Genomic DNA, 18,834 nt, shown 5'->3' with positions numbered 1-18,834 from the left:
GCCATGAGCGGCAACGACACGGCGCGGCAGCAGGCCGCGAACGCGCGCATCGCGCTGATCGCCCACGACCGCATGAAGGACGAGATCGTGGCGCTCGCGGGCGGGTATCTCGACACGCTGCGCCGCTGCCGGCTCGTCGCCACGGGCACGACGGGCGCGCGCGTGGCCGCGGCGCACGGCCTCGTCGTGGAGCGCATGCTGTCGGGGCCGCACGGCGGCGACCTGCAGATCGGCGCGCAGCTCGCCGAGGGCAAGGTGGACATGGTGATCTTCCTGCGCGATCCGATGACGCCGCAGCCGCACGAGCCCGACATCAACGCGCTCGTGCGCGCCTGCGACGTGCACAACGTGCCGTGCGCGACGAACGTCTCGACCGCACGGATGATTCTGGACGTGCTGGCGCTGAGGCTTGCCGGCTCGATCTGACGCCGGGCATGGGGCACGACGGGCGCGGCGTGCGGCCGGCCCGATTTCACCGATTCCAATACGGGAGGAGACGTCGTGAGCAAGGCAATCCGTTACGACCGGGCCGGCGGCCCGGAGGTCATGAAGTGGGTCGACGTCGAGGTGGGCGAGCCGGGCGAGGGCGAGGTCCGCATCCGGCAGACCGCCGTCGGGCTCAATTACATCGACGTTTATTTCCGCAACGGATTCTATCCGCAGCCGCTGCCGGGCGGGCTCGGCGTGGAGGCGGCCGGCGAGGTGACGGCGGTGGGGCCGGACGTTGCCGGCCTGCGCGCGGGCGACCGCGTCGCCTACGTCGCGCGGCCGCCGGGCGCTTATGCGCAGGCGCGCGTGCTGGCCGCGGAGAAGGTCGTGAAGGTGCCCGACGCGTTGAGCGACGAGGCGGCCGCCTCGATCATGCTGCAGGGGCTCACGGCGCAATACCTGCTGCGCCGCACCTATCGCGTGAAGGCCGGCGACACGATCGTGATCCACGCGGCCGCGGGCGGCGTCGGCCTGCTCGTCTGCCAGTGGGCGAAGGCGCTCGGCGCGACCGTGATCGGCACGGTCGGCTCCGACGAGAAGGCGCGGATCGCGCAGGCGCACGGCTGCGATTACCCGGTCGTCTACACGCGCGAGGACCTCGCGGCGCGCGTGCGCGAGATCACGAACGGCGCCGGCGTGCTCGTCGTCTACGACTCGATCGGCAAGGACACCTTCACGGCTTCGCTGGACTGCCTCGCGCCGCTCGGGATGTTCGTCTCGTTCGGCGCCGCGTCGGGACCGCTGCCGCCGATCGACGCGTCGGAACTCGCCGGGCGCGGCTCGCTGTTCTTCACGCGGCCGACGGCGTTCACCTACATCGCGAAGCGCGGCGACTACGAGGCGATGTCGGCCGAGCTGTTCGAGGTCGTCGCGTCGGGCAAGGTGAAGACGGCGATCAACCAGCGCTACGCGCTCGCCGACGCGGCGAAGGCGCATGCCGACCTCGAGGCGCGCCGCACGACGGGCTCGACCATCCTCGTGCCGTAGCGTTTTCCCGCTCCGCTTCGGGGCGTTTCGCCAGGCGGACGGCCTTGCCCGATCGGCACGCACCGTGCCCGTTTACGATTTTTTTATGCCGGGCCCGGCTCCTTTAATCCGTTCTTGATGCGCGAGCGCTTACCGTTGCGGCTATCGCGCCGGCCGGCCGCGCCCGGTGCGGTTGCCATCGGCGGGTTCCGGTGCGACGATCCGGTACGTGTTTGCCGACGCGCGCGATCCAACCCCCAGACGAGGCATGAACCGACCCGATCCTGACGCCCTGCCCGACCGCCGGCAGGGCGACGACGCGAAGCGCCGGCGCGGCGCGCTGACGGCGCTCGCCCGCCGTTCGCCGCCGCGCGCCTACGCGTTCGCGCTCGGCATCGGCGCGGCCATCACGCTGCTCGCCGATGCGCTGCTCGGCCGGATCGACCTCGCGAACCTCGTCATGCTCTATCTGGGTGGCGTCGTGTTCGCCGCGGCGAAGCTCGGCCGGGGGCCCGGCGTGGTGCTCTCGTTCGCGAGCGTCGCGGCGTTCGATTTCTTCTTCGTGCCGCCGCGCCTGTCGCTGTCGGTGTCGGATACGCAGTATCTGCTGACTTTCGCCGTCATGCTGCTGACTTCGCTTGTCATCAGCCACCTGACCTCGAGCCTGCGCCGCGAGGCGGGCGCCGCGCGGTGTCGCGAGCAGCGCACGAGCGCGATGTACGCGATGGCGCGCGAGCTGGCGGCGGCGCTCGCCGTCGGGGAGATCGTCGCGACCGGCAGCCGCCACGTCGGCGCGGTGTTCGGCGCGCGCGTCGCGATCCTTCTGCCGGACGGCGCGGGGCGTGTCGGGCGCGCTGGGCGCGGAACCGGCGGGTCCGGCGAGGCCGATCCGCGGACGATGCTCGACGACGCGGCGCTCGACCTCGACGTCGGCCAGTGGGTGTACGACCAGCAAAAGCCGGCCGGGCGCGGCACCGATACGCTGCCGGGCGCCGCGGCGCGCTATCTGCCGCTGAAGGCGCCGATGCGCACGCGCGGCGTGCTGGCCGTGGCCGTGCGCGATCCGGTCGAGCTGCAGGTGCCCGAGCAACTGCGCATGCTCGAGACCTTCGCCGCGCAGATCGCGCTGGCGCTCGAACGCGTGCATTACGTCGAGGTCGCGCGCGACGCGCTCGTCGACATGGAGTCCGAACGGCTGCGCAATTCGCTGCTGTCGGCGATCTCGCACGATCTGCGCACGCCGCTCACGGCCATCGTCGGGCTCGCCTCGACGCTGGCCCAGTCGCGCGCGGGCGCCCCCGAGCCGCAGCCCGGCGACGAGCTGGCCGAGGCGATCCACGACGAGGCGCTGCGCATGACCGGCATCGTCACGAACCTGCTCGACATGGCGCGCCTGCAGTCGGGCACGCTGCAGTTGAACCGCCAGTGGACGCTCGTCGAGGAGACCGTCGGCGCCGCGTTGCGCGCCTGCCGGCGCGTGCTCGCGCGGCATCCGGTGCAGGTCAGGCTCGACGCGGGGCTGCCGCTGCTGCAGCTCGACGCCGTGCTGATGGAGCGGCTCTTCGCGAACCTGCTCGAAAACGCGGCGAAATATACGCCCGAGGGCTCGCCGCTCGTGATCCGCGCGTATTACGCCGGCACGGCCGATGGCGTTGCGGCGCAGGGCACGGCGACCGGCGGTTTCGTGCGCGTGAGCCTCGAGGACAGCGGGCCGGGGTTGCCGCCGGGCATGAGCGGGCACCTGTTCGAGAAATTCACGCGCGGCGAACGGGAATCGGCGACACCCGGCATCGGCCTCGGGCTCGCGATCTGCCGGGCGATCGTCGAGGCGCATGGCGGGGCGATCGGCGCCGTCAATCGCACGGCCGCCGACGGCCGGGTGGAGGGGGCGACGTTCTGGTTCACGCTGCCCGCCGCGGCCGAGCCGCCGTCGCCCGACGGCGCGGAGGACCCGGAGGAATCGGCCGGGCTGAACGTCGGGCCGGGCCTTGCTGCCGAAGCTGCCGAAGCGCAAACGCTTCCCGCCGGCGCGCCGCCGCGCGTCCCTTTGCCCCATGACCCGGAAATCCGCCCATGAGTGATCCAGGCCTTGCCGTCGTGCTGATCGAAGACGAGAAGCAGATTCGCCGCTTCGTGCGCGTGTCGCTCGAGCGCGAGGGGATCGACGTGTTCGACGCGGAAACCGGCAAGGCGGGGCTCGTCGAGGCGGCGACGCGCAAGCCCGACCTCGTGATCGTCGATCTCGGCCTGCCCGACACCGACGGCCTCGACGTGATTCGCGAACTGCGCGGCTGGAGCGACGTGCCGGTGATCGTGCTGTCCGCGCGCACCCAGGAGAGCGAGAAGGTGGCCGCGCTCGACGCCGGCGCCGACGACTATCTGACCAAGCCGTTCGGCGTCTCGGAACTGCTCGCGCGGATTCGGGCGCATTTGCGCCGCCGCAACCGGGGCGGCGCCGACGCGACCCCGGTGGTGCGCTTCGGCGCCGTGAGCGTCGACCTGGCGCAGCGCCTTGTCACCTGCGACGGCGAGCCCGTCCATCTGACGCCGATCGAGTACCGGCTGCTCGCCACGCTGGTCCGCGACGCCGGCCGCGTGCTTACGCACCGGCAGTTGCTGCGCGAGGTGTGGGGGCCGTCGCACGTCGAGAGCAGCCACTATCTGCGCATCTACATGGCCCACCTGCGGCAGAAGCTCGAGCACGATCCGGCCCAGCCCGAGCACATCGTGACCGAAACGGGCGTCGGATACCGGCTCGTCGGGGCATTGTGAAGGGCATGGCGGCGGGGAAGGGCCGCGAAATGACCGTAAAGGACGGGAAACGGGGCAGGGACGAGCGCAGGAAGCGAGCCGCTAAGCGGGCCGCGACCGGCCGCGCCGACGGCAGCCGGTAATCCCCCGTAACGACCACGTTCCGTCCCGGCGGCCGCACGGGCCGCCTTTGCCGGTGCATGCGGCTGCGGCCCATCGCAGGGCGTGGCTATAATGGAGCGCATCACCATCATCGTCACACTCACTCCGCGCCGCTGGCACGACGGGGCCGGCGGCCGCGGCGCCGATTCGCGCCGCGCGCGGCACGATCCCCGCCAGGGCGGCCCGCGTCGCGCGAGGAGGCAGCCATGCTCGAATCCCTATCGGTTGCAGCCGGCCTGTCTTGGGGCAGCGGCCTGCGGCTCTATCTCACCGTCCTGATGGCCGGCGTGCTCGAGCGGCTTGGCCTGATCCATCTGCCCGACACGCTGTCGGGCCTCGCCTCGCCCTGGGTGATCGGCCTCGCCGCCGCGCTCACGGTGCTCGAGTTCCTTGCCGACAAGGTCCCCGCCTTCGATTCGCTCTGGGACGCGCTGCACACCTTCATCCGCATTCCTGCCGGCGCCGTGCTCGCCGCGGGCGCCCTGGGTCATGCCGACCCCGTGCTGCTCGCCGTCGCCGCGCTGGCGGGCGGCACGCTCGCCGGCACCGCGCATCTCGCGAAGGCCGGCACGCGCGCGCTCATCAACCTTTCGCCCGAGCCGGTGTCGAACGTCGTGGCCTCGGGCGCCGAGGACGGCCTGACGTTCGTCGGCCTGCTGCTCGCGATGTTCGTCCCGTTGCTGTTCCTCGTGCTGCTCGCGGGCTTCCTGCTGCTCGCGGCCTGGGCGCTGCCGCTTCTCTGGCGCGGGGTGCAGGGCGGCTTCCGGGGCATGGCGACCCACATGGTCTCGCGTTTTGGTTCGTTGAGGAGCCGGCACGATTGAATCCGCGCACTTTGCCCGCCGGGGCGTCCGCCCCCGCCGTTCCGCCGTCGCGCCGCATGCGCTGGGGCGATCTCGTCGGGCAGGCCGCCCGCATGACCTTGCGCGACTGGCGCGCGGGCGAGCTCACGATGCTGCTGCTTGCGCTGGTGCTGGCCGTGGCGGCGCTCGCGAGCGTCAGCTTCCTCGCCGACCGCCTGCAGCGCGGGCTCGATCGCGATTCGCGGCAGATGATCGGCGCCGATTTCATCGTGCGGGCCGACCATCCGGTCGAGGCGGAATTTGGCGACGAGGCCCGCCTGCTCGGCCTGCGCACCGCGACGACGGCGATCTTCCCGAGCATGGTCGGCACGGCCGCGCCGGGCCAGGCCGCGCAGAACGTATCGCGTCTCGCGGCGATCAAGGCCGTTTCGCCGGGCTACCCGCTGCGCGGCGCGCTGCGGATCGCGCCGGCGCCCGGCGCGCCGGACCACGCGGCCGACGGCATTCCGCCGTCCGGCACGGTCTGGGTCGATAGCCAACTGCTCGACGCGCTGAAGCTGCACGTCGGCGACACGGTGCAGGTCGGCACGCACGGCTTCCGGATCGGCGCGATCATCACGCGGGAGCTCGACCGCGGCTTCGCCTTCGTGAGCTTCTCTCCGCGCGTCATGATGCGCGCCGACGATCTGCCCTCCACGGGCCTCGTCACCTACGGCAGCCGCGTGACCTACCGGCTCCTCGTGGCCGGCTCGGACCCCACCGTCGCGCGCTTTGCCGCCTGGGCGCACGCGCGCGTCGACGGCGGCAAGATGCGCGGCGTCGGACTCGAATCGATGCAGGACGGCCAGCCGCAGGTCCGGCAGACGCTCGACCGCGCCCATCATTTCCTCACGCTCGTCTCGCTTCTGACCGCGCTGCTTGCGGCCGTGGCGATCGCGATGGCCGCGCACCGCTATACGCGGCGCCACCTCGACGGCTGCGCGGCGATGCGCTGCCTCGGCGCGAGCCAGCGCACGCTGCGCGCGCTGTTCGTGCTCGAGTTCGCGGCACTGGGCCTCGTGGGCGGCGCGATCGGCGTCGTGCTCGGGTACGGCGGGCATCTGTTGCTGCTCGACGGGCTCGGCAGCCTGATCGACGTCGAACTGCCGCGGCCGGGCGTGCTGCCCGCGCTGGAAGGGATCGCGACGGGGCTCGTGCTGCTCGTCGGCTTCGCCCTGCCGCCGCTGTTGCCGCTCACACGCGTGCCGCCGGTGCGCGTGCTGCGGCGCGAGTGGGGCGAGGCGGGCCGCACCGCCTGGCTTGCCTATGCCGTCGGCATCGTACTGTTCGCCGCGCTGCTCGTGGCGGCGGCCGGCGAGCTCAAGCTCGGCGGCATCGTCGCGGGCGGCTTCGCGGCCGGGCTGCTCCTCTTCGCGGGCCTCGCGCGGCTCGCGCTCTGGGCGGCGGCGCGCACCGCGCGCGGACGGCTCGGCGGCGGCGTCAACGCGGGCATCGGCTGGCGCTACGCGCTCGCCTCGCTCGAACGGCGCCCCGGCGCGAGTGCGCTGCAGATCACGGCGCTCGCCATCGGCCTCATGTGTCTGCTGCTGATCGCGATGACGCGCAACGACCTGATCGCGGGCTGGCGCCAGTCGACGCCGCCCGACGCGCCCAACGAGTTCCTGATCGACATCCAGCCCGACCAGCGCGACGCGGTGGCCGCCTGGCTGCACGCGCACGGCATCGCGAACGTCGACCTGGAGCCGATGGTGCGCGGCCGGCTTATCGCGATCAACGGCAAGCCGGTCAATCCCGACGACTACACGAGCAGTCAGGCGCGCCGCCTCGTGGACCGCGAGTTCAACCTGTCGTACACGACGCATTTGCCCGACGACAACCGGATCACGGCGGGTAGCTGGTACGGCGACGCGAGCGCGCCGGCGCTGTCGATCGAGGCGGGGCTCGCGAAGCTGATCGGTGTGAAGCCCGGCGACGTGCTGCGCTTCGACGTGACCGGGCTCGAGGTCGAGGCGCCCGTGACGAGCGTGCGCAAGCTCGACTGGGGCTCGTTCAGGGTCAACTTCTTCGTGCTGATGCCGCCCGCGCTGCTGCACGACTTCCCGGCGACGTTCATCACGAGCTTCCATTTGCCGGCCTCGCAGCGCAGCGTCGTGGATGGCCTCGTCGGCGCCTGGCCGAACGTGACGGCCATCGACGTCGGGCCGATCCTCGCGCAGATCGAGCACGTGCTCGAGCAGGTGATCGACGCCGTGCAGTTCCTGTTCATCTTCACGCTCGCGGCCGGCGTGCTGGTGCTTTACGCGGCGCTGGCGGGCACGCGCGACGAACGCATGCGCGAGTCCGCGCTGCTGCGCGCGCTCGGCGCGTCGCATCAGCAGGTGCGCGCGGTGCAGGTGGCCGAGTTCATCGCGGTCGGCGCGCTTGCCGGGCTCATGGCCGCGGTCGGCGCGCAGGCGGTCGGCTGGGTGCTGGCCACCGAGGTTTTCGATTTCTATCTCGCCTTCGACCCGTGGCTCGTTCCCGCCGGCATCGCGGCCGGCGTCGCGTGCGCGGGCATCGGCGGCTGGCTGGGCCTGCGGCACGTGCTGGCCCGGCCGGCGCTGCAGTCGCTGCGCGACGCGTAGAATGCGCGCTTCGCCCGGGTTTTGCTGCCTGGCGCCGGCCGGAGCAGGCCGGCGCGGCGTTCCCGTTTTCCGTTTTTTCCCTTTTGCATCGACAGCATGACCGACCCGACCGACGAAGCGTCCGCCGAGCCGACGGCCTTCGAGCTCGTGGGCGGCGAGGCGCGCGTGCGCGAGCTCATCGACCGTTTCTACGATCTCATGGATCTCGAAGCCGACTTCGCCGGCATTCGGGCGCTGCATCCGCCGAGCCTCGACGGCTCGCGCGACAAGCTGTTCTGGTTTCTTTGCGGCTGGCTCGGCGGCCCGGATCACTACATCAGCCGCTTCGGCCATCCCCGGCTGCGGGCGCGGCATCTGCCGTTCGCGATCGCTTCGGGCGAGCGCGACCAGTGGCTGCGCTGCATGGCGTGGGCGATGGAGGACGTCGGGCTCGCCGAACCGTTGCGCGAGCGCTTGCTGACCTCGTTCTTCGAGACGGCCGACTGGATGCGCAATCGCGCCGGTTAGGCGGCGTAGAGCGTAGAGCGCCGGGACGCGCGGGCAGACCTCAGCGCCCGCCGCTGACGTCGAGCAGCGCGCCCGTCACGTACGAGGCCGCGTCGCCGAGCAACCAGACGACGGCCTGCGCGACTTCCACCGCGTCGCCCGCGCGGCCGAGCGGCGTCTGCGCGCCGAGCGCCGCCGCCCGGTCGGGACGGCCGCCGCTCGCGTGGATTTCGGTGTCGATCAGGCCGGGCCGCACGGCATTCACGCGCACGCCCTGGGGGCCGAGCTCCTTGGCGAGGCCGATCGTCATCGTGTCGATCGCGCCTTTCGAACTCGCATAGTCCACGTATTCGTTCGGCGAGCCGAGGCGCGAGGCCGCCGACGAAATGTTCACGATCGCGCCGCCGCTGCCGCCGCGATCCTTCGACATTCGCCGGGCGGCTTCGCGCGCGCAGAGGAAGGCGCCGTAGACGTTCACGTCGAACATTCGCCTGAGCCGTTCGGCGCTCATTTCGGCGAGCGGGACCGAGGGCGCGACGATGCCCGCGTTGTTGACTAGCGCGTCGATCCGGCCGTGGATTTTTTCGAGCGCCTCGAACATGGCGATCACGTCGGTCTCGTTCGCGACGTCGCCGGGCAGCAGATGCGCCGTGCCGCCGGCGCGGGCGACTTCGTCGGCCGTTTCTTCGGCCGCGCGCGCGTTGTGCCGATAGTTGACGCCCACGGTCCAGCCGCGTTCGCCGAGCAGTTTCGCGCTGGCGCGGCCGATGCCGCGGCTCGCGCCCGTGATCAGGACCACCTTGCTCATCGTCGTCTCCTCCGTTCGTCGTTTGTCGAGACCTGCCGCCGTGCCGGTCTATACCGCGTCGCGCATTCCGGACCACTTGTCCTGCATGGCCGGCCGGTAATCGTGCAGCGTCGCGATCAGCGCGTCGGGATCGGCAGCGAATTGCAGCAGGTCGAGGCAGTCCGGACGCATGAAGCCCTCGTCCACGGTGTGCCGCAGCATCGCGACGAGCGGGTCGTAGTAGCCGTCGATGTTGAGCACGGCGATCGGCTTGCGGTGATAGCCGAGCTGCGCCCACGTGTAGACCTCGAACAGTTCCTCGAGCGTGCCCGCGCCGCCCGGCAGCGCGACGAACGCGTCCGAGAGGTCGGCCATCATCTTCTTGCGGTGATGCATGTCGGGCACGACGTGGAGCTCGGTGAGGCCGTCGTGTCCCACTTCCCGGTCGACGAGCAGCTCGGGGATCACGCCGATCGCGCGGCCGCCGCCCGCCATGACCTCGTCGGCGATCGCGCCCATCAGGCCGACCTTGCCGCCGCCGTAGACGAGCGCGAGCCCGGCGCCGACGAGCGCGCGGCCGAACGCCTTCGCGGCCTGCGCGTAGACGGGATTGGCGCCGCGGGCGGAGCCGCAGTAAACGCACACTGCCTTCATTCGCGGATGTCCTTCGTGCCGGTTGAGCGGAGCGCGCCGTCGGCGTTCTCGCGCGGCGGCAGGTAGTCGTGGAACGCGCGTCCCGGCAGCCGGCCCGAGACGAGGTCGTCGAACAACTGCCGCGAGCGGCCGCGCAGGTACGGCGCCATCAGCGAGACGATCTGCACGCTCACCTGGTGCAGCTCGGCGCGGATCGTCTCCTGCTCGTTGTACTTGCGCGGGTTCATCACGTATTGGTACGAGAGCCAGTAGGTCGCGATCACGCCGATGTTGGTCCCGATCACGCCGATTTCCTCCGGCGTCGCGACCATTTCCCCGTCGGCGACGAGCTGCTCGCAGAACTGCCCGGCGAAGCGCACCTTGTGGCTGATGATCTGCTTGAACTGCGTTTCGAGGGTGCGGTTGCGCGCGAGCAGATCGTTCAGGTCGCGGTAGAGGAAGCGGTAACGCCAGGTGAAGTCGATCATGTACTGCAGATAGGACCACATCTCGTCGATCGTCGCGCGGTGATCGTCCGGGAAGCGCAATCGTTTGCTGATCTCCTGCTCGAACTGGCCGAAGATGCTGTTGATGATGTCGTCCTTGTTGCGGAAGTGGTAGTACAGGTTGCCTGGGCTGATTTCCATTTCCTCGGCGATCGTCGTCGTCGTGACGTTCGGCTCGCCGATTTCGTTGAACAGTTTCAACGACAGTTCAAGGATCCGTTCGCGGGTGCGTCGGGGAGGTTTGGCTTCCATGTCGTCCGGCCCTGAAATGCTGGGCGGTCCGCGCGGCGGCACTGCTGCTGCGTGAGCTGCCCGGATGCGGTTGGTTTTCTTCTGAAGGTGTCGTCCGATTATAAACCGGCCTTTTTTGCGCAATCGGCGCGGCGCGCACGGGATTGTCCGGGAGTCGGGGATCGTCCCGGGGACGACGGGGCGGGGCAGCGAGGGCGGTCAGTGCGAGGAGAGCGTGCGCAACCAGTTGACGAACGGCGGACCGAACACCGGCACGAGCAGCAGCACCCACGTCATCACGCAGGCGAGCAGCGCGATCGTCACGGCCGCGCTGCCGAGATCCTTCGCGCGGCGCGACAGCTCGTGCCGCTCGAGCGAGATGCGGTCGATGGCGGCCTCGACGCTCGAATTGAGCAGCTCGACGATCAGCACGAGCAACACCGAGCCGAGCAGCAGCACGTGCGAGACGGGCTCGACGGGCACGATGGCGCCGATCGGCAGCAGGATCGCGGCGAGCGTCAGCTCCTGGCGAAAGGCGCTTTCCTCGCGGATGGCGACGCGCAGGCCGGCCAGCGAATACTTCAGCGCGTGCCAGGCGCGGGTCAGCCCGCGGTTGCCCTTGTAGGGATTGAACGGCAGCGGCGCGAGCGGATCGTCGGGCCCGAGCGGCTCGGGCGCGTCGGCGGCCTCGGCCGCGCGCGCCCGGGCGTCCGGCGGCGGGTTGCCCGGCGAAGGAGGGGAGGAGGGCAGTCGATGTGACATGGCGGCGGTGCGCGTTGAGCGCACAGTATCGCACGCGGCGGGGACGGATGAACCGGAGGTGTCACCCGGGCGCGATAGAACCGCTTCGTCGCGCGCCGCGTCGCCGTCGGCGCGGCGCGCCGTCGAGGGCTGTGTCATCGGAGCCTGCGGAAAATCGGCGAGGGGGTAGAGGGCTCAGGCCGTGGCGCCCGATTCCTGCATCGCCGGACGCGGGCGCGGTTTCAGATGCGAGACGAACTGCTCGGACGCGGCGCGCCACGAGAAGCGCTCGGCCCAGGCGCGTGCGGTCGCGCGGTCGATCTTCAGCGCTTCGAGGCAGGCCTCCTGCAGATCCTCGTTCATCGCGCCGGCGGTGCCCGTGCCGAGCACGTCGATGGGCCCCGTCACCGGGTAGGCGGCGACCGGCGTGCCGCAGGCCAGCGCCTCGAGCAGCACGAGCCCGAAGGTGTCGGTGCGGCTCGGGAACACGAACACGTCGGCGGCCGCGTAGACCTTCGCGAGCTCGGCCTGGTTCAGCACGCCCAGGTAGTTGGCCTGGGGATAGCGCGACTTCAGCTCGGCGAGCGCGGGGCCTTCGCCGGCCACCCACTTCGAGCCGGGCAGGTCGAGCTTCAGGAACGCCTCGACGTTCTTCTCCACAGCGACGCGTCCCACGTAGAGGAAGATCGGCCGCGCCGTGTTGAGCACCTTCGATTCCATCGGATGAAAGATGTCGAGATCGACGCCGCGCGTCCACAGCACGACGTTGGTGAAGCCGAACTGTTCGAGATCGTGCTTCACGACGGGCGTGGGCGCCATCACCGCGAGCGAGCGCTTGTGGAACCAGTGCAGGAAGCGGTAGGTGGCCGAGAGCGGGATGCCGAAGCGTGCCTGCACGTACTCGGGAAAGCGCGTGTGGTAGGCCGTCGTGAACGGCAGCTTGTGCTCGATCGCATAGGCGCGCGCGGCGAGACCGAGCGGCCCTTCGGTCGCGATGTGCAGCGCGTCGGGCGCGAATTTGTCGATGCGCTCGCGCAGATGCCGTTTCGGCAACAGCGACAGACGGATTTCCGGGTAGGTCGGGCACGGTATGGTGCGGAATTCGAGCGGCGTGAGCAGATCCACCTGATGGCCGAGCGCGGTCAGTTCGCGGATCGTGCTCTTGAGGGTGCGTACCACGCCGTTGACCTGCGGCTCCCATGCATCGGTCACGATCATTACTTTCATTGCGCGTCGGTCCTCTGATCGGTCAGTTGATTGATTAATTAATCGGCGGTCAAGCGTCGATGGCATCGGCGCGCGAAACGGGCGCCGGCGGAGCGACTGTCGTTCGGCTAGGCATTGACCTTCGTCTTGCCGCGCTTCGCGCTCTCCGCCGGCGACTGCATGACGGTCCAGTAGACGATGCGCAGCTCGCCCTCGAAGGTTTCGACGAGCGCCGAGAGGCTTTCGACCCAGTCGCCGTCGTTGCAGTAGAGCAGCCCGTCGATGTCGCGGATCTCGGCCTTGTGGATGTGCCCGCAGACCACGCCGTCGCAGCCGCGGCGGCGCGCCTCGTCGGTCATGACCCGCTCGAACGACGAGATGAAGTTCACGGCGTTCTTGACCTGATGCTTGAGGTACTGCGAGAGCGACCAGTACTGGAAGCCGAGCCGGCTGCGGATGCGGTTGAACCAGCGGTTGAGCAGCAGGATCAGCGTGTAGGCGGAGTCGCCGAGGTAGGCGAGCCACTTGGCATGCTGGATCACGCCGTCGAACAGGTCGCCGTGCACGACCCACAGGCGCTTGCCCGTCAGCGTCGTGTGGAACGCCTCCTCGCGCACGTGGATGTCGCCGAACGCGAGGTTGCAGAACTGGCGCACGACCTCGTCGTGATTGCCCGGAATGTAGACGACCTGGGTGCCCTTGCGCGCCTTGCGCAGAATTTTCTGCACGACGTCGTTGTGGGCCTGCGGCCAGTACCAGCCTTTCCTCAACTGCCAGCCGTCGATGATGTCGCCGACGAGGTAGAGGTACTCGGATTCGTTGTGGCGGAGGAAGTCGAGCAGGTAGTTGGCCTGGCAACCGCCCGAACCCAGATGGATGTCGGACAGCCAGATGGTGCGGTAGCGATTCGGGGTGGGGTGATCGTCGTCCTGGGCGGGGGGGGACGGGTCCTGTTGCACGAAAGGCGGAGAAGGCGGTGAACCGGCCGGCGGACTCGGGTGGAACGCGACGGGGTCGGTGTCCTGGCCAGTCGTCTGTCGGAAGAATGAGGTCACGGACGTTTTGGGTGCCATGGCTCGCGCGGCAGGTTGCGATAGGCGCATTCCGCCATTCGGGCGTGACGGAGCCATGACAGTCACGAGAAGTTCTTGTTACGGCGTTTCGGATCGCGAGCCTGCGCCGGCAGGCCCTGGTGCGGCGCGGGTTGCCGGCCGGAGCCGACTTTGAGCGAGGTCGATGTGACGTCGGTATGACAGGCCGGCGTTGTGTGATTGCCACACTGTCGGGGGTGTTGCGAGAGTCGGGCGCGGTCGGGCCGCTCGCTTTAGCGCAAGTGTGGCACGACGACGATTCGCGTGCCCGCAAGCCGGTCGTGCGGGAATTGCCGGTCGCGGTCAAGGCGCGCGGCGGCGGCCCAGAGTGCGATCCAGACGGCTTCGAGCGCGAGCGTGGCCGGCAGCGGCAGGCGCAGCAGCGGGTGCAGCGCGAGCGGGGGCAGGAACCACAGCCAGGCGGCCAGGTAGCGCAGCGTCGCGCGGCCGGTCGATGGGGAGGCATCGTCCGGGCCGGCCACGCGCAGCCGCCACGTTTTCATCGGCAGCGTCTGGCCGCCGTGATGCCAGAAGCCGACGAAATAGAGCCCGATCACGAGGGCAAGCCAGACCGACATGAGCCGGCGATGGACGAACCCGTTGTGCGGGTGCGCCAGCAGGCTGAAGGCGAGACCTGCGATGAAGACGACGCCGCATAGCAGCACGGTCTCGTAGGCGAGCGCGGCAAGCCGGCGCCGGAGGCTTGCCGGTTCGGAACGGTGGACGGGGGCGGAAGGCCGACGGTCTGGCACGGCGGTTCCGGGCGTGTCGGCGTCGTCCAACGATGACGATGGTCCGCGGGCGCCCGGGAGCTGGCTCAGCCCGGACGGGCGCCGGTCGGCGTGGCCGGCGGCAACGGCGCAGCGGGGGCGACGCCCGACGCCGGAACGCTCGCCGTGGCAGGCGAAAGGGCGACGGGCGCGTGCCCGGCGCGGTGCTCGCGTCCGTCGACGAGGCGCTCGATGTCGCGAATCTCGGGCTTGCCCGTCGGCGGCGCGCTGACGACGGTCCGGCGCCGGCGCTCGCTGGCGGCGAGTCGTTCCTTCTGGTCCTCGGGCAACTGCTGGTAGGCCTTCCACGCCTTCTGGCGCGCCTGCGGCGGCAGCGACTTCGAGGCCTGATAGTTCTCCCGCGCGATGCGCCGCTGATCGGGCGTCATGCGGACCCACTCGTTCATGCGATCGTGGAGCCGCTTTTGCGCATCGGGCGACATCCTCGGGTAACGCGCCGCGATCCTCAGCCATTTGCGCCGGCGAGCCTCGCTGAATCGGTCCCACTGGCCGGCGAACGGCGCGAGCGCCGCGCGCTGGGCGTCGGTCAGGCGCGCCCAGGCGAGCGGACTACCGTTGTGCCGCAGCGGATTCAGGCCGGCCACGAGCGACGGTTCCGACGGCGTGGCGGTCTTGCCGGCGGACGCGTCGGAGGCGGCCGGCGTGGGTGCGACGACGCCCGCCGGCGCGGCGGGATGGAAGCGCGGATAGGTGGCCGCAAACGAGACGAGCGCGGCAGTCACGCATCCCACGACCACGGCGAGCCCTCGCTTGTAATTCACCCGGCAGGTCTCCCGGTCAGTGCGTGCGCGACAGGTACGCGTTGAAACCGTGGTCGAGATACGCGGTGAGCGGCAGGTCGTCGCTCAGCATGGCGGCGTCGATATCGGCGAGTTCCGCGGCGCGTTGCTGGTTTTCCCAATAGGCGATAAAGAAAATGCCCGCGACGAGGGCGACGAGCGGCCACGCCAGCACGAAGCGCGCGAGCGGCGACCGGCGGCGTGGCAGTTGCGCCGGCAGGCCCGCCGGGACGCCGGCCATGACGAAAACGGGCGCGGCGACGCGCACGCTTTCCGGTGCGGTTTTCTTGCGCGTCAGCGCGACCTGGCGCGCGGCGGCGAGGCGGGCAGCGGCTGCGGGAGCGATGCGGGCGGCGTTCTCGTCGAGCGCACGGCGCAGCTCCCGCGCAAACTCGAGTTCTTTGGTTTCGAGAGCGGAGCTCATAGCGTGATTCCTTTGGCCTTGAGCGCTTGGGCCAGCGTATGGGTGGCTCTCGAGCAGTGCGTTTTCACGCTGCCTTCGGAGCAGCCCATCGCGGCGGCAGTCTCGGCGACATCCATGTCTTCCCAGTAACGCATCAGAAACGCCTCTCGTTGACGCGCCGGCAATTTCCGGATCTCGTCGTCGATGAGCTGGAGGATCTGTTCGCGTTCGAGCTGTTCCTCGCCGCTTTCCACGCCGGCCCCGCCCGCTTCGGCGCTGAGCGTCTCGAGGGGGTCGAATTCGTCGTCGTCGGTATTGCCGAGCGACGAGAACAGGCTGACCCAGGTGTTGCGCACCTTTTGCCGGCGGAAATAGTCGTGCGTCGCGTTCTGGAGGATGCGCTGGAACAGCAGCGGCAGCTCGGCGGCGGGGCGGTCCCCGTATTTTTCCGCCAGCTTGATCATCGCGTCCTGCACGATGTCGAGCGAAGCGTCGTCGTCCCGTACGGCGTAGACCGTCTGCTTGAACGCGCGTCTTTCGACGCCCGCCAGAAAATCGGCGAGTTCCTTGTCTGAAGCCATCCGTTGCGGGTCGGCGCAGCCAGTGCGCGTAATCGTTTGAAAAGTGTCGTAAAACTCGCGGATGCTAACAAATTTTGGGTCCAGCCAGGGAACGAATCGGGCCGGAGCGTCCCTCGTGTATTTTTTCCGCCCGTGCCCAGAAAAGGAGCGATGGGGCAATATTTACTTGACCCGGCGAGCGCAAGCGACTATCGTCACGGGTTCGCAACATAAGTGACCTGTCTCGATTGAGGCGCAGCCCATGAAGCTCGCCTGTCAACTGGACGCGCCGCTTGAACCCGGGCCACAAGTCCGGCAGAGAGCACCCGATCAATTTTTTGCCGAAAATTCGAAAGGTGAGTGATGAACATGCCCAGCGCGGAATTCTCCACGTCGGTTCCCCCTCTTTCTCCCGAATCCGTTCCTGAAACCGGCTCGATCGGCGGCACCGTGCTCATGAAGGCACTGGCCGACGAGGACGTCGAATTCATCTGGGGTTATCCCGGCGGATCGGTGCTGTACATCTACGACGAGCTCTACAAGCAGGACAAGATCCAGCACGTGCTCGTGCGCCACGAACAGGCCGCCGTGCATGCCGCCGACGCCTACGCGCGCTCGACGGGCAACGTCGGCGTCTGTCTCGTCACCTCCGGTCCCGGCGTCACCAATGCGGTGACGGGCATCGCGACTGCGTACATGGACTCGATCCCGCTCGTCATCATCAGCGGCCAGGTGCCCACAGCGGCGATCGGCCAGGACGCGTTCCAGGAGTGCGACACGGTTGGCATCACGCGCCCGTGCGTCAAGCACAATTTCCTCGTGAGCGACGTGCGCGATCTCGCGGCCACCGTCAAGAAGGCGTTCTATATCGCCCGCACCGGCCGGCCCGGTCCCGTCCTGATCGACATTCCGAAGGACGTCTCGAAGGCGCCGTGCGAATACGAGCCGGTGCAGAGCGTCTCGCTGCGCTCCTACAACCCGGTCACGAAGGGCCATTCGGGGCAGATCCGCAAGGCCGTGTCGCTGCTGCTCTCGGCGAAGCGCCCCTATATCTATACCGGCGGCGGCATCATCCTCGCCGACGCCGCGCGCGAGCTGAACCAGTTCGCCGACCTGCTCGGCTATCCGGTCACGAACACGCTGATGGGGCTCGGCGGCTATCGCGCGAGCGACCGCAAGTTCCTCGGCATGCTCGGCATGCACGGCACCTACGAGGCGAACATGGCGATGCAGCACTGCGACGTGCTGATCGCCATCGGTGCGCGCTTCGACGACCGCGTGATCGGCTCGCCGGAGCACTTCGCCTCGAACCCGCGCAAGATCATCCACATCGACATCGACCCGTCCTCGATCAGCAAGCGCGTGAAGGTGGACATCCCGATCGTCGGCGACGTGAAGGAAGTGCTCCGCGAAATGATCGAGCAGCTCCAGCACGCCGAGCATGGCCCGGATGCGCCGGCGCTCGAGGGCTGGTGGAAGGAGATCGAGGGCTGGCGCGAGAAGAACTGCCTGAAATTCGACCGCGGCAGCGAGATCATCAAGCCGCAGTACGTGGTCGAGAAGCTCTGGGAGCTGACGGGCGGTAACGCGTTCGTCTGCTCGGACGTCGGCCAGCACCAGATGTGGGCCGCACAGTTCTACCGCTTCGACAAGCCGCGCCGCTGGATCAACTCGGGCGGGCTCGGCACGATGGGCTTCGGCCTGCCGGCCGCGATGGGCGTGAAGATGGCGCATCCGGACGACGACGTCGTCTGCATCACGGGCGAAGGCTCGATCCAGATGTGCATTCAGGAGCTGTCGACCTGCAAGCAGTTCAACACGCCGGTCAAGATCATTTCGCTGAACAACCGCTATCTGGGCATGGTGCGCCAGTGGCAGCAGATCGAGTACAGCAAGCGCTATTCGCATTCGTACATGGACGCGCTGCCCGACTTCGTGAAGCTTGCCGAGGCCTACGGCCACGTCGGCATGCGCATCGAAAAGACGGCGGACGTGGAGCCGGCGCTCAAGGAGGCGCTGCGTCTGAAGGATCGCACGGTGTTTCTCGACTTCCAGACCGACCCGACCGAAAACGTCTGGCCGATGGTCCAGGCCGGCAAGGGCATCACGGAGATGCTGCTCGGCTCGGAAGACCTGTGAGCGGCGGCCGGACGGCTTCGCGGCGCGCGTCCTCACGAAGGGCGTAGCCGGCGCGGGGCGGTCCGTCGCCACGACCCTATCTGGATAAATCTGCGGGAAACACCATGAGACACATCATTTCCGTTCTGCTGGAAAACGAGCCCGGCGCGCTCTCGCGCGTGGTCGGCCTCTTTTCGGCACGCGGCTACAACATCGAAACCTTGACGGTGGCGCCGACCGAAGACCATTCGCTCTCGCGCATGACTATCGTCACCATCGGCTCCGACGAAGTGATCGAACAGATCACGAAGCACCTGAACCGCCTGATCGAGGTGGTCAAAGTGGTCGACCTGACCGAGGGCGCCCACACGGAGCGCGAGCTGATGCTCATCAAGGTAAGGGCGGTCGGCAAGGAAAGGGAGGAGATGAAGCGGATGGCGGACATTTTCCGCGGCCGCATCATCGACGTCACGGAAAAGACCTACACGATCGAACTGACGGGGGCGAGCAACAAGCTCGACGCATTTATCGAGGCGCTCGACGCCACGGCCATTCTCGAGACCGTCCGCACGGGCAGTTCGGGGATCGGGCGCGGCGAACGCATCCTGAAAGTGTAACGCCCGGCGCCGGGCTGCCTAGCGCCCGGTTTTGCCGTACGAAGTGCAGCAGCGAATTTTGAACCTTTTTTGAATCTCGCCAGGGAACAG

Annotated in this window: 18 protein-coding genes and 1 pseudogene; 9 read left to right on the top strand and 10 right to left on the bottom strand. The window is 69.0% G+C overall.

The features are described 5' to 3' along the window. The first annotated feature begins 3 nt into the window (after positions 1–3). The 7 genes and pseudogenes from CY652_RS17560 (at position 4) to CY652_RS17530 (ending at position 8,302) form a co-directional block, all read left to right on the top strand. On the top strand, positions 4–426 hold the full coding sequence (locus CY652_RS17560) for a methylglyoxal synthase (RefSeq protein ID WP_102131992.1): 423 nt from the start codon (positions 4–6) through the stop codon (positions 424–426). A gap of 75 nt (positions 427–501) precedes the next feature. Then, entirely contained in the window at positions 502–1,476 is a 975-nt protein-coding gene (locus tag CY652_RS17555) for a quinone oxidoreductase family protein (RefSeq protein ID WP_102131991.1), read from the top strand. A gap of 307 nt (positions 1,477–1,783) precedes the next feature. After that, a pseudogene (locus tag CY652_RS17550) lies at positions 1,784–3,532 on the top strand (DUF4118 domain-containing protein); the annotation flags it as partial. After that, positions 3,529–4,227 (top strand): two-component system response regulator KdpE, encoded by a 699-nt coding sequence (gene kdpE / locus CY652_RS17545; RefSeq protein ID WP_102131989.1) that lies wholly within the window; start codon positions 3,529–3,531, stop codon positions 4,225–4,227. The pseudogene CY652_RS17550 and the gene kdpE, both read left to right, overlap by 4 nt. 347 nt (positions 4,228–4,574) lie before the next feature. Then, positions 4,575–5,192 carry a DUF4126 domain-containing protein gene (locus CY652_RS17540; protein WP_102131988.1) on the top strand — a complete coding sequence of 206 codons (618 nt, stop codon included), beginning with the start codon at positions 4,575–4,577 and terminating at the stop codon, positions 5,190–5,192. A gap of 92 nt (positions 5,193–5,284) precedes the next feature. Next, positions 5,285–7,795 (top strand): ABC transporter permease, encoded by a 2,511-nt coding sequence (locus CY652_RS17535; RefSeq protein WP_102132061.1) that lies wholly within the window; start codon positions 5,285–5,287, stop codon positions 7,793–7,795. Positions 7,796–7,891: 96 nt separating this feature from the next. Next, the gene (locus CY652_RS17530) at positions 7,892–8,302 is read left to right on the top strand and encodes a group II truncated hemoglobin (protein WP_102131987.1); all 411 of its coding nucleotides are present in this window, start codon (positions 7,892–7,894) and stop codon (positions 8,300–8,302) included. A gap of 40 nt (positions 8,303–8,342) precedes the next feature. Here the strand turns inward: CY652_RS17530 and CY652_RS17525 are convergent, their stop codons facing one another. From CY652_RS17525 to CY652_RS17480, 10 genes are all read right to left on the bottom strand, one after another. After that, positions 8,343–9,089 (bottom strand): SDR family oxidoreductase, encoded by a 747-nt coding sequence (locus CY652_RS17525; RefSeq protein ID WP_102131986.1) that lies wholly within the window; start codon positions 9,087–9,089, stop codon positions 8,343–8,345. 48 nt (positions 9,090–9,137) lie between these two features. Then, positions 9,138–9,722: a TIGR00730 family Rossman fold protein gene (locus CY652_RS17520; RefSeq protein ID WP_102131985.1), complete on the bottom strand. Its 585-nt coding sequence runs from the start codon at positions 9,720–9,722 to the stop codon at positions 9,138–9,140. After that, a complete protein-coding gene (locus tag CY652_RS17515) occupies positions 9,719–10,459 on the bottom strand; it encodes a TetR/AcrR family transcriptional regulator (RefSeq protein WP_102131984.1) in 741 nt (246 codons plus the stop codon). The genes CY652_RS17520 and CY652_RS17515 overlap by 4 nt, the downstream gene beginning before the upstream one ends. A 198-nt stretch (positions 10,460–10,657) precedes the next feature. Continuing rightward, a complete protein-coding gene (locus CY652_RS17510; protein WP_102131983.1) occupies positions 10,658–11,200 on the bottom strand; it encodes a diacylglycerol kinase in 543 nt (180 codons plus the stop codon). A gap of 174 nt (positions 11,201–11,374) precedes the next feature. Then, positions 11,375–12,406, bottom strand: coding sequence for a glycosyltransferase family 4 protein (locus tag CY652_RS17505; RefSeq protein ID WP_102131982.1), 1,032 nt, complete (start codon positions 12,404–12,406; stop codon positions 11,375–11,377). 107 nt (positions 12,407–12,513) lie between these two features. Then, a complete protein-coding gene (locus CY652_RS17500; RefSeq protein WP_102131981.1) occupies positions 12,514–13,458 on the bottom strand; it encodes a UDP-2,3-diacylglucosamine diphosphatase in 945 nt (314 codons plus the stop codon). Positions 13,459–13,709: 251 nt separating this feature from the next. Beyond that, positions 13,710–14,228 (bottom strand): RDD family protein, encoded by a 519-nt coding sequence (locus tag CY652_RS17495; protein ID WP_102132060.1) that lies wholly within the window; start codon positions 14,226–14,228, stop codon positions 13,710–13,712. Between the two features lie 65 nt (positions 14,229–14,293). Then, entirely contained in the window at positions 14,294–15,028 is a 735-nt protein-coding gene (locus CY652_RS17490) for a DUF3106 domain-containing protein (protein WP_102131980.1), read from the bottom strand. Positions 15,029–15,044: 16 nt separating this feature from the next. After that, positions 15,045–15,470 (bottom strand): DUF3619 family protein, encoded by a 426-nt coding sequence (locus CY652_RS17485; protein WP_102131979.1) that lies wholly within the window; start codon positions 15,468–15,470, stop codon positions 15,045–15,047. Further along, complete coding sequence (locus CY652_RS17480; RefSeq protein WP_102131978.1) at positions 15,467–16,030, bottom strand: RNA polymerase sigma factor; 564 nt, start codon at positions 16,028–16,030, stop codon at positions 15,467–15,469. Before CY652_RS17480 ends, CY652_RS17485 begins: the two co-directional genes overlap by 4 nt. Positions 16,031–16,372: 342 nt before the next feature. Here CY652_RS17480 and CY652_RS17475 point away from each other — a divergent pair, with 342 nt between their 5' ends. Together CY652_RS17475 and ilvN are read left to right on the top strand one after the other, a co-directional pair. Continuing rightward, a complete protein-coding gene (locus CY652_RS17475) occupies positions 16,373–18,148 on the top strand; it encodes an acetolactate synthase 3 catalytic subunit (protein ID WP_102131977.1) in 1,776 nt (591 codons plus the stop codon). A gap of 104 nt (positions 18,149–18,252) precedes the next feature. Then, entirely contained in the window at positions 18,253–18,744 is a 492-nt protein-coding gene (ilvN, locus tag CY652_RS17470; RefSeq protein ID WP_102131976.1) for an acetolactate synthase small subunit, read from the top strand. Positions 18,745–18,834: the final 90 nt, after the last annotated feature.

The organism is Burkholderia sp. WAC0059 (assembly GCF_002870125.1).
Classification (GTDB): Bacteria; Pseudomonadota; Gammaproteobacteria; order Burkholderiales; family Burkholderiaceae; genus Paraburkholderia.
This window is presented reverse-complemented; position numbering and strand designations above follow the sequence as displayed.

Excerpts from the sequence above, each read along its gene's own strand:
- CY652_RS17560 (WP_102131992.1), top strand. The coding sequence starts at position 4 with ATGAGCGGCAACGACACGGCGCGGCAGCAGGCCGCGAACGCGCGCATC.
- kdpE (WP_102131989.1), top strand. The coding sequence starts at position 3,529 with ATGAGTGATCCAGGCCTTGCCGTCGTGCTGATCGAAGACGAGAAGCAG.
- CY652_RS17540 (WP_102131988.1), top strand. The coding sequence starts at position 4,575 with ATGCTCGAATCCCTATCGGTTGCAGCCGGCCTGTCTTGGGGCAGCGGC.
- CY652_RS17535 (WP_102132061.1), top strand. The coding sequence starts at position 5,285 with ATGACCTTGCGCGACTGGCGCGCGGGCGAGCTCACGATGCTGCTGCTT.
- CY652_RS17530 (WP_102131987.1), top strand. The coding sequence starts at position 7,892 with ATGACCGACCCGACCGACGAAGCGTCCGCCGAGCCGACGGCCTTCGAG.
- CY652_RS17525 (WP_102131986.1), bottom strand. The coding sequence starts at position 9,089 with ATGAGCAAGGTGGTCCTGATCACGGGCGCGAGCCGCGGCATCGGCCGC.
- CY652_RS17520 (WP_102131985.1), bottom strand. The coding sequence starts at position 9,722 with ATGAAGGCAGTGTGCGTTTACTGCGGCTCCGCCCGCGGCGCCAATCCC.
- CY652_RS17515 (WP_102131984.1), bottom strand. The coding sequence starts at position 10,459 with ATGGAAGCCAAACCTCCCCGACGCACCCGCGAACGGATCCTTGAACTG.
- CY652_RS17510 (WP_102131983.1), bottom strand. The coding sequence starts at position 11,200 with ATGTCACATCGACTGCCCTCCTCCCCTCCTTCGCCGGGCAACCCGCCG.
- CY652_RS17505 (WP_102131982.1), bottom strand. The coding sequence starts at position 12,406 with ATGAAAGTAATGATCGTGACCGATGCATGGGAGCCGCAGGTCAACGGC.
- CY652_RS17500 (WP_102131981.1), bottom strand. The coding sequence starts at position 13,458 with ATGGCACCCAAAACGTCCGTGACCTCATTCTTCCGACAGACGACTGGC.
- CY652_RS17485 (WP_102131979.1), bottom strand. The coding sequence starts at position 15,470 with ATGAGCTCCGCTCTCGAAACCAAAGAACTCGAGTTTGCGCGGGAGCTG.
- CY652_RS17480 (WP_102131978.1), bottom strand. The coding sequence starts at position 16,030 with ATGGCTTCAGACAAGGAACTCGCCGATTTTCTGGCGGGCGTCGAAAGA.
- CY652_RS17475 (WP_102131977.1), top strand. The coding sequence starts at position 16,373 with ATGAACATGCCCAGCGCGGAATTCTCCACGTCGGTTCCCCCTCTTTCT.
- ilvN (WP_102131976.1), top strand. The coding sequence starts at position 18,253 with ATGAGACACATCATTTCCGTTCTGCTGGAAAACGAGCCCGGCGCGCTC.